The sequence below is a fragment of the Streptomyces sp. NPDC001270 genome (assembly GCF_042896695.1).
Lineage (GTDB): Bacteria > Actinomycetota > Actinomycetes > Streptomycetales > Streptomycetaceae > Streptomyces.
This window is the reverse complement of the sequence record NZ_JBIAXM010000011.1, coordinates 148,902-164,330: the sequence shown is the minus strand read 5'-3', so window position 1 is coordinate 164,330 and position 15,429 is coordinate 148,902. Positions and strand designations below refer to the sequence as shown.

Annotated in this window: 9 protein-coding genes and 2 pseudogenes; 7 read left to right on the top strand and 4 right to left on the bottom strand. The window is 71.4% G+C overall.

What is annotated here, in order from left to right; all coding sequences use genetic code 11:
* The first annotated feature begins 526 nt into the window (after positions 1 to 526).
* The 4 genes from ACFY2B_RS20340 to ACFY2B_RS20325 all read left to right on the top strand — a co-directional run bounded on the left by ACFY2B_RS20340 (position 527) and on the right by ACFY2B_RS20325 (position 5,110).
* Positions 527 to 1,447: a 2-dehydropantoate 2-reductase gene (locus ACFY2B_RS20340; RefSeq protein WP_390764482.1), complete on the top strand. Its 921-nt coding sequence runs from the start codon at positions 527 to 529 to the stop codon at positions 1,445 to 1,447.
* A gap of 128 nt (positions 1,448 to 1,575) precedes the next feature.
* The gene (locus tag ACFY2B_RS20335) at positions 1,576 to 2,664 is read left to right on the top strand and encodes a mandelate racemase/muconate lactonizing enzyme family protein (protein WP_390764481.1); all 1,089 of its coding nucleotides are present in this window, start codon (positions 1,576 to 1,578) and stop codon (positions 2,662 to 2,664) included.
* Between the two features lie 120 nt (positions 2,665 to 2,784).
* A complete protein-coding gene (locus ACFY2B_RS20330) occupies positions 2,785 to 4,143 on the top strand; it encodes an MFS transporter (protein WP_390764480.1) in 1,359 nt (452 codons plus the stop codon).
* A gap of 163 nt (positions 4,144 to 4,306) precedes the next feature.
* Positions 4,307 to 5,110, top strand: coding sequence for an SDR family NAD(P)-dependent oxidoreductase (locus ACFY2B_RS20325; protein WP_390764479.1), 804 nt, complete (start codon positions 4,307 to 4,309; stop codon positions 5,108 to 5,110).
* A 32-nt stretch (positions 5,111 to 5,142) separates the two neighbouring features.
* On the opposite strand, the gene ACFY2B_RS20320 is transcribed toward ACFY2B_RS20325, so the two are convergent.
* The 4 genes and pseudogenes from ACFY2B_RS20320 to ACFY2B_RS20305 form a co-directional block, all read right to left on the bottom strand.
* Positions 5,143 to 5,838 carry a GntR family transcriptional regulator gene (locus ACFY2B_RS20320; RefSeq protein WP_390764478.1) on the bottom strand — a complete coding sequence of 232 codons (696 nt, stop codon included), beginning with the start codon at positions 5,836 to 5,838 and terminating at the stop codon, positions 5,143 to 5,145.
* 146 nt (positions 5,839 to 5,984) lie between these two features.
* Positions 5,985 to 6,875 (bottom strand): carboxypeptidase regulatory-like domain-containing protein, encoded by an 891-nt coding sequence (locus ACFY2B_RS20315; RefSeq protein WP_390764595.1) that lies wholly within the window; start codon positions 6,873 to 6,875, stop codon positions 5,985 to 5,987.
* A 48-nt stretch (positions 6,876 to 6,923) separates the two neighbouring features.
* Positions 6,924 to 7,199: pseudogene (locus ACFY2B_RS20310) on the bottom strand (hypothetical protein); the annotation flags it as partial.
* 728 nt (positions 7,200 to 7,927) lie between these two features.
* Positions 7,928 to 9,601 (bottom strand): annotated as a pseudogene (locus tag ACFY2B_RS20305) (carboxypeptidase regulatory-like domain-containing protein); the annotation flags it as partial.
* Positions 9,602 to 10,864: 1,263 nt separating this feature from the next.
* On the opposite strand from ACFY2B_RS20305, the gene ACFY2B_RS20300 reads away from it, so the two are divergent.
* Genes ACFY2B_RS20300 through ACFY2B_RS20290 form a run of 3 tightly spaced genes read left to right on the top strand, consistent with a single transcriptional unit; the run spans position 10,865 to position 15,341 of the window.
* Complete coding sequence (locus ACFY2B_RS20300; protein WP_390764477.1) at positions 10,865 to 12,901, top strand: flavin monoamine oxidase family protein; 2,037 nt, start codon at positions 10,865 to 10,867, stop codon at positions 12,899 to 12,901.
* Positions 12,898 to 14,832, top strand: coding sequence for a thiamine pyrophosphate-binding protein (locus ACFY2B_RS20295; protein WP_390764476.1), 1,935 nt, complete (start codon positions 12,898 to 12,900; stop codon positions 14,830 to 14,832). Before ACFY2B_RS20300 ends, ACFY2B_RS20295 begins: the two co-directional genes overlap by 4 nt.
* Entirely contained in the window at positions 14,832 to 15,341 is a 510-nt protein-coding gene (locus ACFY2B_RS20290; RefSeq protein WP_390764475.1) for an inclusion body family protein, read from the top strand. The genes ACFY2B_RS20295 and ACFY2B_RS20290 overlap by 1 nt, the downstream gene beginning before the upstream one ends.
* Positions 15,342 to 15,429 lie beyond the last annotated feature (88 nt).

Here is a 15,429-nt window from a genome sequence, read left to right as displayed (position 1 = left end):
GACCCGATGTCGACGACGGGCCCAACGCCTCTGCGGCCAGGGGGTGTTCAGCTGAACGAGTAGATCGATGTGTCTGATGCCTGCGCGACGCTGCAAAGGCCGGATGGTCGGACCAGGGCCCGACCTCAGGCACCCTACGGGCGCGTCGCCACGGGAGTAAACGGACGACGGCGATGGTTACGGGCGTTTCACTTGACGGAAACAGAGAACGCGGGCGGCGACCACGTGTGAGTCGGGCCGCGCTGGGGTGTGCCGTCCGCCGAAGGTTCCTGCGCCGCCCGCCGCGGGTCCCGGTCCGCGGCGACAAGTCGTCCCGCTCGGCGTGGAGTTGGGGGCCTGGGCCGGTCCGGGCGGCCGCCTCTCGCTGCTCCGCTTCGGTCGGGTCGGGGCGGGCCGGGTGCCGGAACCGGTCTGCGCCGAGCGGCCGGCCGGTACTCCCCGACGTCATACGGAGGGTTGTCTTCCTCTTATCTCTATAGCATCATGCCGAGTCAGGACGCGATTCCTATAGGAAATGGGGTGCGGTGTGGAGGGCAGTCCGAGCAAGCCGGCCGACGAGTCACCGGGTTCCACCGGGCCGGAGCCGGTCGCGGTGGTGGGGCCCGGCTCCGTCGGGCTGGCACTCGCGTCCCGGCTCGCGCTCCAGGGACATCCGGTGACGCTGTGCGGGCGCCCCGGTTCACCCCCGGTGCCGGCGGTCACGCTCACCGACCGTCAGGGCACCCGGACCGTCGCGGTGGACTGGCAGGACGAGCCGTCCCGGGTCGGCCCGTTCCCCTGGGTGGTGGTGGCGACCAAGCTGCACCAGGGCGACGCGACGTGCGACTGGCTGGCCCGCCTGGTCGGCACCGACACCCTGGTCGTCGCCGCGCAGAACGGCGTGGAACACCGCGAACGCCTCGCCTCCCGGGTCGGGGCCGGTCAGGTCGCCCCGGCGCTGGTCCACTTCAACGCCGAACGCGGCGGCCGGGACCGGGTGGAGATCCGGCAGGACGGCCCGGGTCTGGTGGTCGGGGACGACCCGCCAGGACGCCGGGCCCGCCTGCTGCTCGAACCGACGGGACTCGGGGTGGAGACCGTCACGGACTTCACCACGGCGGCTTGGCACAAGCTGATGGTCAACGCCGTCGCCAACCCGGTCACGGCCCTGACCTGCCGACGGGTCGAGGTGTTCGGCGAGCCGTCCGTCCGGGAACTCGCGCGCACCATGCTCGGCGAGGTGTGCGCGGTGGGCCGGGCCGAGGGGGCGCGGCTCCCGGACGACGCCGTCGACGACGTCCTCGCCTGGATCGACGCCCGTCCGGCCGGCGCCGGTTCGTCGATGCTCAGCGACCGGCTGGCCGGCCGGCCGATGGAGTACGACGGGCTGCTCGGTGCCGTGGTGCGCCGCGCGCGGACGCACGGGCTCGCGGTGCCGGTGTGCACGGCGGTGCTGGCGCTCGTGTAGGCGGCCGACGAGGCGACGAGCAGGGCCTCCACCACCTGAGGCGCCCCGGCCGGAGCCCCCCGGCCGAACGGATACCGGAACAGGCCGCGGACACCGCGGCGACGAGGCAGGAAAGAAGCAGACAGCGCATGGCGAAAGTGATCAAGGCAGAGGCGTACCTCGCGGACATCGAGGTGGAGACCGTGCGTACGGACGCGGCACAGGCGTTCCTCAAGCAGGAGACCCTCTTCGTCGAACTCACGGCGGACGACGGACTGACCGGCACCGGCTACTCGTACACGATCGGCACGGGTGGCAGGGCGGTGCTCTCGATGCTGCGGGAACACCTGCTGCCCACACTCGTCGGACACGACTCCCGCGAGGTCGAGGCCGCGTGGCGGAAGATGTACGACAGCACGCGTGCCACCATGGTCGGTCCCATCACCGCGCTGGGGCTCGCCGCGGTCGACCTCGCGCTGTGGGACCTGCGCTGCCTGCGGGCGAACGAACCGCTGTGGCGGGTCGCCGGCGGCCACCGCCCGGCGGTCCCGGTGTACGACACCGAGCGTGGCTGGCTCCAGCTCGACGAGGCCGCACTGGCGGCCGGTGCGCTGGAAGCGCGTGAGCAGGGGTTCTCCGGCGTGAAGATCAAGATCGGCAAGCCCACCGCGGGGGAGGACGCGGCCCGCATCCGCACCGTCCGTGAAGCCGTCGGGCCCGGCCTGGAGATCATGGTGGACGCGAATCAGGTCTTCACCCCGGCCGAGGCCGTGCGCCGGGCCGCCCGCCTCGAACCGTACGACGTGAGCTGGTTCGAGGAACCGCTGCCCGCCGACGACGTCGCGGGCCACGAGCGCCTGGCCGCGTCGACCGCGGTGCCGGTGGCCGTCGGCGAGTCCGTCTACTCGCTCGCGCACTTCCGTGAATACCTGCAACGCGGGGCCGCGGGAATCGTGCAGCCCGACGTCTCCCGCATCGGTGGCATCACGCCCTGGCTGAAGGTGGCACACCTCGCGGAGGCGTTCGGCGCCGAGGTCTGCCCGCACTTCCTGATGGAGATCCACGTGAGCCTCGCCGCCGCCGTGCCCAACGGCCGTTTCGTCGAGTACATCCCCCAGCTGCGCGCCGTCACCACCCGCCAACTGCGGATCACCGACGGACTCGCCCAGGCCCCCGCCGAGCCCGGGCTCGGCATCGCCTGGGACCGCGACGCCATCGACGACCGGCGCGTCGCCTGAGCCCGTCGCCCCGCCCGCCGACGCGACGTCCCACCTGTCGCACCACCCGCGGCGACTCCCCGCCCGCCCCGGCTCTCAGCCCCAGCTCCCAGCCCTTGCCCCGCAGTCAGGAGGACGACGATGTCCACCAGCCTTGTCAAGGAATCCGCAGCAGCGGCCTCGACGCACCGCCGCAGAGTTCTGCTGGCCTCGCTCGTCGGCTCCGCCCTGGAGTGGTACGACTTCTACCTGTACGGCACAGCCGCGGCCCTGGTCTTCGGCAAGGTCATTTTCCCTTCCTTCGACACGACGGCCTCGCTGCTGGCCTCGTTCGGCACCCTCGCCATCGGCTATCTCGTCCGTCCGCTCGGCGGCCTCGTCTTCGGCCGCCTCGGCGACCTGGTCGGCCGCAAGAAGGTGCTCATCCTCACCCTGCTGATCATGGGTGGCTCGACCTTCGCCATGGCGTTCGTGCCGACGTACGCCACCGCGGGGGTGTGGGCCCCGATCATCCTCGTCGTCCTGCGCGCCGTCGAGGGCCTGGGCGCCGGCGCCGAGTACGGTGGCGCCGCGATCCTGGCCAGCGAATTCTCCGCACCCCGGCGACGCGGTCTGTACGGCTCGGCGCCGAGCGTCGGCGTCTACATCGGCATCCTCATGGCATCCGGTGCCTTCGCGCTCGTCACCCAGCTCCCGGAGGACCAGTTCCTGGCCTGGGGGTGGCGCATCCCCTTCGCGGCCAGCGCGGTGGTGATCGGGGTGGCCCTGTTCATCCGGATGCGGCTGGCCGAGAGCCCGGCCTTCGTCGAGGCGCAGGAGCGCACCCGGGAGGAAGTGGTCTCCCCGGTGCGGGACGTCCTCAGCTCGGAATGGCGGGCCGGCCTCGTCGTCTTCGGGTTGCAGACCGCACAGAACGTGGTCGCCTATCTCAACCTGACGTTCCTCGCCGCCTACCTCACCGGCACGTTGAAGCTGTCCAGTTCGGTCGGCCCGGTGGCCGTCACCGTCGGTACGGCCGTGACGGTCCTGACCCTGCCGGTCTTCGGCCGGCTGACCGACCGGGTGGGCCGCAAGCCGGTGGCGCTGGCGGGGGCGGTCTTCTCCGCCGTCTTCGCGTTCCCGTACTTCTGGGTCGTCGACCACGTCCGGACCCCGCTCGCCATCACCCTGGTGGTCGTGGTGAGCATGGGGATCGGTGTGGGGTGCATGTTCGCCCCGCAGGCCGCGTACTACACCGAGTTGTTCACGGCGCGCTCCCGGTTCACCGGGCTCGCTCTCTACCGGGAGATCGCGGGCGCCGTGACGGGCGGCCTGACACCGCTGATCGCGGTCGCCCTCGTCGCGGCGGCGGGGGGCCGCTCCTGGGGCGTCTCGCTCTTCGTCATCGGTGCCTGTGCGATCGGTGCCCTCGCGGTGGGTCTCGGCCCCGAGACCCGCGGCCGGGACCTCTCCGTGACCACGGTCGCCGAACTGAGTGCCTCGACCGGCACCTACCGCTGACCCCACGACAGATCCGGCGACCGGGCCGAGCCGGTCCGGGCGGCTCGACGAGCAGAGGAAGAAGCAGCATGCGCATCGACCGAACCGGCGGTCCGGGCCGGAAGGCTCCGGCCGGCGAGGGCCCCGGACCGCAGGACCGGGCGCGCGGCGCGGAGGGAGTCCGATGACCGACGACAGGAACCCCATGAGCCGGCCCTCGGCCGCCGAGTTCGACGGCAGCGTCGCCGTGGTGACCGGCGGTGCCTCCGGCATCGGCCTGGCCACGGCACACGAACTGCACGCCCGCGGAGCCCGGGTCGCCGTGCTCGACCTGGCCGTCCCGGACACCCCCGGGTCCCCCTTCCTCCACGTTCCCTGCGACGTGCGGGACGACGCCGCGGTCCGTGCCGCCGTCGACACCGTGGTGGCGCGCTTCGGGGGCCTGAACGTCCTGGTCAACAACGCCGGCATCGGTGCGCAGGGAACCGTGGAAGACAACCCCGTGGACGAGTGGCACCGGGTGCTCGACGTCAACGTGGTCGGGATGGCGCGGGTCTCCGCCGCGGCCCTGCCCGCCCTGCGCAGGGCCGCGGCGGGCGGCTCGGGGCACGCGGCGATCGTCAACATGTGTTCCATCGCCGCGACCGCGGGACTGCCCCAGCGTGCCCTCTACTCGGCCAGCAAGGGAGCCGTACTGGCCCTCACGAGGGCCATGGCCGCCGACCACCTGCATGAGGGCATCCGTGTGACCTGCGTGAACCCGGGCACGGCGGACACCCCGTGGATCCAGCGCCTGCTCGCCGCTGCGGACCACCCCGACGAGGAGAGGGCGGCCCTCGCGGCCCGCCAGCCGAGCGGGCGCCTGGTCAGTGCCGCCGAAGTCGCCCACGCCGTCGCCTATGTGGCGAGCCCCCGCTCGGGTGCCACCACCGGCACCGACCTCGCGGTGGACGGCGGCATGCAAGGGCTGCGACTGCGCCCCCGGTGACACGTGTGCGGGAACCTGGAGTGTGGCCCTCCTCAGCGAGTACCGCCCCGTCGGTCCGACGGGCGCGGGGGCGAGGTGTGCGGGCGGTGCCGCACCCGGCTGGAGCGCAGGTGTGCCGCCATCGCCTCCGCGGCCCGCTCCGGACTGCGCCTCACCACCGCGTCCAGGATCCGCTGGTGCTCGTCGATGGTGGGGCCGGCCGCTCCGGGGGCGCTGTTCAGCCGGAACATGTGCAGGTGGGCATGGAGACGGCTCACCGCGTCGGCGAGCAGGGGCCGGCCGGCCGCCCGTGCCAGCGCGTCGTGGAACTCCTGGTCCAGCAGCGCGAAGCGACGGTAGACCGAGTAGTTCTCCCCGGTGTCGGGATGGCGGCGCATCCGCTCGACGACGGACGCCAGCAGCCGCAGGTCGTCCTCGCTCGCGTTCTCCGCGGCGAGCGACGCGGCGCGGGGTTCGAGCAGCAGCCGCATCTCGAACAGGTCCGTCAGCGCATCGGGGTCGAGCAGGTCCGTGGCGCGGTAACCGGCGTTCGGGCGCTTGACGACCAGGCCGTCCGACTCCAGCCGGGCCAGCGCCTCGCGCACCGGGGTCGCCGACACATCGAGCTGACGGGCCAGGCCCTCGATGCTCACGCGGGCCCCGGGTGCGATCTCGTGGTCCATGACCATGGCCTTGACGGCTTCGTACACCCGGTCGGTCAGCACATCCTGTCGGTTCCTGTCCGTCATGCCATGGATCATAGAGAATCCGCTGCTCAGACAGTGACCGGAGGCTGCCCGGCGGGCGGCGCACGAGGCACCCGGCGCGGGCCGGTGAACGGCGGGCGGGCCGGTCCTCGCGGACCGGCCCGCCCTTCGTCCCTTCGCTTCCCGCGCTACTTGCGCTTCAGGGTGAAGTTGCTGGTGACCGTCGCTCCCTTCGTGAGCTTCACCGTCGTCATGGTCGGCTGGTAGCCGTCCTTGGCGACGATGACGGTGAGGGGGTTGTTACGGACGTCGAGCCACAGGGCGTACGTGCCGTCGGAGGCCGTGGTCAGCGTGTACGCCGAGGCCCAGCTGTCGATCTGCACCGTCGCCCCGGCCAGCGGCGCGGTGGTGCCGGTGGCGGTGGCCCCCAGGACCTTGCCGGTGATCTTGCCCCAGGTCTTGGGCGGGTTGACGTGCAGGCTGACCGGGACGCGCGGCACGGAGTAGGGCGTGTCGGTGCCCAGGCCCAGGTAGGCGGTCAGGTCACCGGGCTGGGTCACCTCGGGGACCGAGGCGTCCAGGGAGACGGTGACGGTCGCGCTCGCACCGGGCTTCAGGGTGAGCTGCTGGGTGCTCTCGCCCAGCCAGGTGACGTCGCCCGAGCCGGTCTGGTCGTAGCCGGGCAGCAGCTCGACCCTGGGCGTCGGGGTGCCGGGAGCGCTGCCCCCGCCGACCTTGTAGAAGCCGGGGGCGCCGCCGCCGCGGTACGTGGCGACGGCGGGGTTGGGAAGCGCGCTCCAGGTGCCGGACTGGGGGTCGAACGCCTGGCTCCGGTTGGTCAGCGCGTTGTTGCTGACACCGCTGGCCAGCAGCAGCCGGCCATTGGCCGCGGTGGAGGACGAACCCCACTGCGTGGCAGGCATGTCCGCGAGCTGGGACCAGCTGTCGGCGGCCGGGTCGTAGACGTAGGTGTGGGCGATGTCGTTGTTGTTCGAGCCCAGACCGCCGGCGCAGTAGAGCAGGCCGTCGATGGCGCCGCACGCCTGCCAGGAGATCGGCTCCGGATAGGCGGCGATCATGGACCAGCTGTCGGTCGCCGGATCGTAGACACTGGCGTCGGTGGTGCCGCAGGACGTGGCGGCGCAGCCGCCGACCATGTAGAGCTTGCCGTCGAGGACGGCGGTGCCGGAGGCGGCGTACGGCTTGGGCGCGGACGCGCCGGTGGTCCAGTTGTCCGAGCCGGGGTCGTAGATCTCCAGCTTCGGGTCCGGGCTGCCGGTCGGGCCCCAGCCGCCGGCGGCGTAGAACTTGCCGTCGATGAAGCCGTGCGCGGGGTCCTCGCGGGTGTCGGACGCGCTCGCCAGCTTCGTCCAGCTGCCGGCGACCGGGTCGAGGACGTACATGTCCTTGCTGTCGGCCGATCCGGTGTACCCGAAGGCCGAGTAGATCTTGCCGTCCTGGGCGCTGACGGCGTTGTCCATGATGGCGGCCGGGAAGTCCGGGGCCGCCTGCCACGGGGCCGTCGGCCGGGGCGGCGGTCGGCTTGGCCGTGCCGCCGGTGGCGTGGGCCTTGCTGGACAGCGCGGTGAAGTCGCCCTTGACGGTCTGCGGCGCGGCACCCTTGCCCTGCTGGGTGAAGCCGCCGGCCTGCTCGCCGAGCTTGACCGTGGCGGGCGCGCCGCCGGTGTTCTTCACGGTCAGGTTCTGCGTCCTTGCGCCGCCCCAGGCGACGGTGGCGGCGACGGAGGCGGGCGTGACGGTGATCTTTCCGGCCTGGAGCGTGAAGTCGGCCTCGACCGTGCGTGCTGTCGGCGCCGACCTGCACCGTCTTGTCCAGCGAGGTGTACTTGCTCTTGGCCGCGGTGAAGGTGTGACCGCCGAAGGTGGTGGAGAACAGCGAGTAGAAGCCGTCGGTGAGGTTCGGGTCGTCCGGGGTCGCCACCGTCGTGACCTGCTCGGCGGGCTTGTCCTGGCTGGTGACGGTGGCACCGGCCACGCCCGCGTCGGTGTTGGCGTCGGTCACGGTGCCGACCACCAGGGCACCCGGGGTGGGTGTGACCGCGCGGTCGCCGACGAAGACGTTGTCGACGGCCCAGAACCAGCCGAAGTGCGAGGCGAAGCGGAAGCGCAGCTGCACCGCGGGCTTGTCGGCGAAACCGGCGAGCGGGACGGTGATCCGCTGACCGGTGAGGGACGCCCCGGCGGTCCACACCTTGGTCCAGTTCGCGCCGCCGTCCGCGGTCGCGTCGACTTCGGCGGTCTGGTTGCTGAACTGCTGGTACTGCGTGTTGAACGCCAGCTCCGGGTCGTCCTTGCCGGTGAAGTCGTAGACCGGGCTCACCAGCGAGGAGTCCTGGGTGGCGGCGCCGCCGAAGTGGTCGCTGTCGGCGATGGCGAACGCGCCGTCACCGCCGGTGTGGTTGCCGCGGTTGCCGGGGTCGTCGAACTCCCAGCTGCCGGTGGTCCCGTCGGCGTTGACCACCTGCCAGCCCTCGGGCGCGGCGTCGGTGGCGTCGAAGGGTTCGGTGCTGCCGGTCTCGTCGACCCGGTACCCGGGCGTGCTGCTCGCCCACGAGTCGACGGGAACCGAGAAGCCCACGGTCTGCGCGGCGTCACCGACGTCGATCTTCTTGGTGACGGCCCGGTAGCCGGTGGTGGCCGTCGCGACGTGCAGGGTGTAGGTGTGCCCCTCGGGCAGGTCGAGGCTGTAGGAGCCGGTGGCCGGGTCGGTCCACACCGAGCCGGGGACGCCGTCCGCGGTGATCTTGGCGTAGAGCGGCCAGCCGTGGCCGGAGCCGTCGGTGACCTTGCCGGCGACGGTCCGGCTGGGCACGGGGGTGAGGGAGAAGCTCTTGGTCAGCGTGGCACCGTCGTCGACCACGACGCCGTCGGCCGAGCCGGTGGCGTAGCCGAACGCCTCGACGGAGATGTCGTAGTTCCCGGTGGGCAGCGTCAGGGAGTACGCGCCCGAGGCGTCGGTGTGCGCCACGTTGGTGCCCGCGGTGACGGTCGCCCCGCTGACCGGCTTGCCGGTGGCACCGTCGGTCACGTTGCCGGAGAGCACGCCGTGCGGACCGCTGCGGAACGCGGACAGGCCGGTGGGCGTGCCGAGGCCGGTCGGACCGTCGTAGCCGGTGGTGCCGTTGCACAGGTACGCCGGGGAGCAACTGCCGTTGCTGCCGGTGGTGATGTCGTTGATCCCGGTGCTCGCCGCGTACGGGTAGGAGTTCGGGTAGGTGCCGGCGACCGGGGTGCCGGCGACGGCGTACACGGACGCGATGATGGGCGCGGAGACGCTGGTGCCGCCGTACACCGCCCAGCCTCCGTTGCCGTAGGTCTGGTAGACCGCCACGTCCTCCGCGACGGCGGAGACGTCGGCGAGTGCCCGGTTGGCACAGCCGGTGTCGTGCTGGAAGGCCGGCTTGGGCTCGTACAGCGAGCAGCCGGAGCCGGCGAGGCTCCAGGCGGACTCGGTCCAGCCGCGCGGCGTGGAGGCGTCCCGGGTCAGCGTGGTGCCGCCGACAGCGGTCACGTACTGCGAGGCCGCCGGGTAACCGACGCCGTAGGCGTAGTCGCCCGTGGACGCGGTGATCGCGACACCCGGGTGGTTGTAGTGGGCGTCCAGCGTCGTGGTCTCGGACGGATCCTCACCGCCCCCGCCGCGGTAGTCGGTGCCGTAGGAGTTGGAGACGAACTTCGCGCCGAGCGCGACCGCCTCGTCGACCGCGGCGGAGAGGCTTTCGAAGCTGTTGTCGTCGGCCTCGACCAGCAGGATGTGCGCGCCTGGCGCAATCGCGGAGACCATGTCGAGGCCGAGCGAGATCTCCCCGGCCCAACCCGGGTCGGGGGTGGGGTAGTTCGTTCCGCCGCGCTGGTCGACCTTGCTGAAGCAGCCGTTGGCCGTGGTGCAGGCCGGCAGCCCGTACTGCGCGCGGTAGACGGCGAGGTCCGCCTCGGCGGTGGGGTCGTCGAAGGCGTCCACGATGGCGACGGTCTGCCCGCTGCCGCCGTCGGTGGGCAGGTCGTAGGCGCTCTGGAGATCACCGGCGCCGTAGCCGTTCGGTGTGTCGGCCGCCCGTATCAGGCCCTTGACCGACCTGACGTCGGTGCGGCGCTGGGCGAAGCAGGTGAAGTGATTGCGTTCGGGGACGTCGCAGGCGGACTCGAAGCGGGGGTGGCTGTCGGTGGTGGAGGTGGTCGAGGCGGGGGAGACGGAGACGGCCGCGGATCCCGCGGCCGAGACCGGTGCCTGGAGGCCGAGCACCGCCATCGCGCCCTCCAGCCGCGACGAAGCGGAGGAATACCGGGCGGACTCGCCCGAAACACCTTTGGCCGGATCGCGGTCTCGGCGGAGCACCACCGATGCGACTTCCGGCCACCCGCCCGCGGACCCCGCCACCTGTCCACCGACCCGGCCACGGCCGCCGGGAAAGCCCAGCGGCCCCGTCGGCACGCACACGTCCCATGTCCTCGACCGGGACAACACCGATTCCGGTCCACGACTGCGGTGAGCGGACAGCGGAAAGCGAAAAGCAGATGGGTGCGGCGGTCGGCCCGCACGGTCCCGAGGCGCGGGGAAAATCGCGTGGTGCGGACCGTGCCTGGCACCTGGGCGGGAAAGGCCGCGGGGCCATTGGTGTTCGGACCGTCGAAGAATTCGAACGATTCGAACGTCGTCGGCGGGGGGTGCGGGAGGATTTCCTCACCGAGGTGCTCCCGCCGATCGGATCGGCGGACGCGGGAGCACCCCGCTGCGCGTCGAAAGCGTTCATCACCCCAGTTCAGTGGCCGGCCTCGCGGTAGCCCGCCCCTGGCCGTCACCGTCTGGTCGAGCGGGCCGAACGGTCACACCGGCACCGTCCCGACCGGTTGGATCGCCGTGTTCCGTGAGTGGGGTCCCGCCCCGCCCTCGTCCTTCTTTCTATCCAGTCCCATAAGGAACTCTGGCCCCTGGGAAAAGAAAAGCCGAGCAAGTCGAAATTTCGTCAAGCAATGCGAGGGATGTTTTCCGGACTTCATGTCGCGGGGGAACCACGAAATCGTTTCGCCACATCTACGATCGCAAGCTATGACCGACATACCTCGGGACATGTCCGCCGACCGTGCGCGCTGGCAGACATGTGTCAAGCTCGCCCGCGAACTCCTCCTCGTCGGATCCGACGGCGAGGATCTCAAACTCAGCTATCTCCACACCCTGATCGACACGGGACACCTCGGCCCCACCCGCCACCCGCGCAAGAAGATCCTCGTCATCGGCGCCGGTGTCACCGGCCTCGTCACCGGCCGATTACTCAAGGACGCCGGCCACGACGTCACCATCCTCGAAGCCAACGCCAGCCGCGTCGGCGGGCGCATCAAGACCATCCGCGCCACCGAGCACCACCAGCCCTTCGACGACCCCGCCCAGTACGCCGAGGCCGGCGCCATGCGGCTGCCCGACTTCCACCCGCTGGTCCTGGCCCTCGTCGACAAATTCGGGCTCGGCCGCCGCCAGTTCTACAACGTGGACGTGGACCCCACCACCGGCAGCGGCTCCGACACCCCCGTACCGCCGGTGACGTACACCTCCTTCACCGGCCGGACCTGGACCTACGGCGACGAGAGCCCCGACTTCCGCGAGCCCGGCAAACGCGGCAACTCATGGATCCGCGCCAACCGGGTCCAGGTGCGGCGCACCGAGTACGACACCGCCCCCGAACGGATCAACGAGGGTTTCCACCTCACCGGGGACGAGGTCCGCGCGCCCGTCGTGAAGTTGGTCGACGACGCGCTGGAGAGCGTGCGCGACTACTACTCCGACGTCGTCGACGGCCGACGCGTCAACAAGCCGTTCGACGCCTGGGTCGAGGGCTGGGCCCGGGTGATCCGCGACTTCGACGGTTACTCGATGGGCGGATTCCTGCGCGACTACGCCGGGTTGAGCGACGAGGCGGTCGAGGCCCTCGGCACCCTGGAGAACATGTCCTCGCGGCTCCACCTCTCCTTCTTCCACAACTTCCTGAGCCTGGGCGACATCAACCCCACCGCCCGCTACTGGGAGATACCCGGCGGCAACTGGCGCCTGCCGCACGCCCTCCATCAGGGTCTGCGTGACGAGGTGCAGCTCGGTCACCGGGTGATCCGGCTCGAATACCACGACCCCAGCCGCGACGCCGACCCCGAGGGCACCGGTGCCGTCGGACCCGACGGGTGGGGCGTGGCCGTGCAGACCGTCGCCGAGGACAATCCCGCCGGCCCGACCCGCCTGTGGACCGCGGACCTCGCGATCGTCACCATCCCGTTCTCCGCCCTGCGCTTCGTCGAGATCGTCCCCTCGATGTCGTACAAGAAGCGCCGCGCCATCATCGAGACCCACTACGACCAGGCCACCAAGGTGCTGCTTGAGTTCAGCCACCGGTGGTGGGAGTTCACCGAGGACGACTGGCGCGAGCAGCTCGACAGCATCGCACCGGGCCTGTACGAGTTCTACCGGCAGCACACCGAGGCGGACACCGAACCGGCCATCACCCTCCCCGACCCGGACGCCGGTCTGCTCGGCGCCGCCGCCAAGAGCGCGAGCGTCAGCGAGGAGATGCGGACGCTCAACCGCAGCATGCCGCTGCGCGGGCCCGCCGTCCGTCCCGCCACCCACTGCTTCGGAGGCGGCTCCGCCACCGACAACCCCAACCGGTTCACGTACTACCCCTCGCACCGGGTCGACGGCAGCACCGGCGGGGTGGTGCTCGCCTCGTACTCCTGGTCCGACGACGCCGCCCGCTGGGACTCCATGCGGAACGCGGAACGCTACGTCTACGCCCTGCGCAACCTCCAGGCCCTGCACGGCCGCCGCATCGAGGTGTTCTTCACCGGACTGGGCGCCACCAAGAGCTGGGCCCGCGACCCGTACGCCTTCGGCGAGGCCGCCATCTACACCGCGCACCAGATGACCAGCTTCCACCTGGACGTCTCCCGGCCCGAGGGCCCGGTGCACTTCGCCGGCGAGCACACCTCCCTCAAACACGCCTGGATCGAGGGCGCCCTGGAGAGCGCCGTCCGGGTCGCCCTCGCCGTCCACCGGGCGGCCCCCGTCACCGTCCCGGGCCCGGGACACGAGGAGGGTTCATGACCGGCCCGTGCACGGTCGGCCGCTACCTCGCCCTGCGGCTGGCCGAACTGGGCATCACCCATCTGTTCGGCGTCCCCGGCAACCACCTGGGCCCGTTCCTGACCACCCTGCGGGCCGAGGGCGACATCGAGTGGGTCGGCACCCCCACCGAGGGCGGCGCGGGCCAGGCCGCCGACGCCTACGCCCGCATCCACGGCGTCGGCGCGGCGGCGGTCACCTACAGCGTCGGCGCGTTCAACCTGCTCAACGCCTGCGGCGGCGCCTACGTCGAGCAGGTGCCCCTCATCGCCGTCAACGCCTGCCCGCCGTACGAGCAGTGGCAGAACTACCGCGCCCTCGGCCTGCTCACCTCACACATGAGCACGCGTCCGGAGAGCAACCTGGACGTCTACCGGCAGGTCACCGTGGACGCGCAGGTCATCTCCAACCCGGGCCTGGCCCCCGCTCAGATCGACGCCGCGCTCACCGCGTGCCTCACCGAACGCAGGCCGGTCTACCTGGAGGTCATGGAGGACCTGTGGGACGAGCCCTGCGCCGAGCCCCGGGGCGCGATCGTCCGCGGCGAGCGGCCGTTCAGCGCGCGCAACCAGACCATGCTGGACGACGCCGTGAGCGCGATCATGACCCTGATCGCGGCGCACCCCGGTCCGGACGGCACACCCCGGCCGATCCTGTGGGCCGGTGAGGAGATCGAGCGGTACCGCCTCGGTGATCCGCTCACCGAACTGGTGGAGGTCACCGGCGTCCCGTTCTGCACCAGCCTCGGGGCGAAAGCGGTCGTCGACGAGGACCTGCCGCAGTTCCACGGCGTCTACAACGGCCGGGCCAGCCACCCGGACGTGCACCGGATCTTCAAGGACTGGGCCACCTGCCGGATCGGGCTCGGCGCCTGGTCCACGTCGAAGAACCTCGGCGGCGAACAGAGCGTCGGCACCGACTGGGTGATGGCGGCGCACGGCGGCGTCAGCGTCGGCACCTCCTACTTCCCCGACGTCCAGCTCGACCGGCTGCTGCCCGCTCTCCAGGACGCGCTGGTCAAGGGCTACGGCCCCAGCGGGCTGGCCGCCGACTACTACGCCGAGGCCCACACCCACCAGCCCGCGGCCTCCGCTGTCCGCCCGGCGGGCCTCGCCGACCACCGCGCCGCCCTGCGCACCGGCGCCGCGCCGTCCCGGAACGCCGAACGACTCACCTACGACGGCGTGTTCGACCGGATCAACCACTTCCTCGGCCTGGAGACCCGGCAGAACTGGACCGTCGTCTCCGACGCCGCGTTCTCCCTCATCGGCTCGATGAACCTGTCCCTGCCCGCCGGCGGATTCCTGTCGCAGATCAGCTGGCTGTCCATCGGCTGGTCGGTGGGCGCGGCCACCGGCGCCGCACTCGCCCCCGAGCGGGGACACGCCCGGCCGATGGTGTTCGTCGGTGACGGCGCCTTCCAGGAGACCTGTCAGGAGATCTCCACCCACACCAGGCTCGGGCTGCCGTCGGTGGTGTTCGTCATGGACAACGGACACCTCTACGGGATCGAGCAGATGCTGGTGCACCCGTCCTACTACGCGAAACCGGACACCGCGGAGCCGGGTTCCGCGGACCGGAGTTCCGCGGAGCCGGACGGTGCCGAGTCCGACGGTGCCGGCCCGGACGGCCCGGACTTCTACAACGTGCTGCACCCATGGCACTACGACCGTCTCGCCGATGTCTTCGCCGGTCCGAAGACCCCGGCGAGCGGGGTCAGCGTCGCCCACACCGTCGAACTGGACGACCTGCTGGCCCGCCTCACCGACCCGGCCGACCCGGTCAACGCCGGACCGCTGCTGGTGCGCGTCCGGCTGGACCGGCACGACTACCCGCGCGCGATGGCGTACAAGGTGCCCGGCCAGGCCGCCGCGGCGCCCTTCACCACAGTCGAAGACCAAAGGGGCAGGTAATGGCTGATCTCAACGTGCTGATCGCGTTCGACGCGGCCACGATGGTCGAGCAGTATCCGAGCGCGTCCAGGAACCCGGACGCGCCGACCCTGGTCGACGAGCGCCTGATCTACATGACGACACGCCACGACCACATCATCGGCACCTCGGGCGCCGAGCTGAACCTCCGGGCCGAACCGGGGGACACCATCCGGTGGCGGGAGACGACGCTGTCGCTCAACACCGACTACAAGGCCCTGCTGTACCGGTACGTGAGCAGCGACACCCAGCACCAGCTCATCCGGACCCCGGAGATCGAGGTGATCGACGGCGTCTACCCGATGCCGACGGAGGGGACCGAGGGCAGTCCGCAGTTCGTGACGCAGACCTACCAGGACCACTACTGGCGGACGACCGTCCGGAGGGCGGGCAAGGTCGTGTACCACTTCTACTTCCAGGTCCTGGACCGTCACCGGCAACTGAAGGGGTATTTCCAGTGGGACCCCTTCATCACCATCGACAACCCCTGACGGTCACGAGGTGAGGGTCGGCGGCCGACGCGGCCGCCGACCCGCCGGCCCTCCGCCGGGCGGGGCGGTCGCGGTGAGTCCCGCGAGC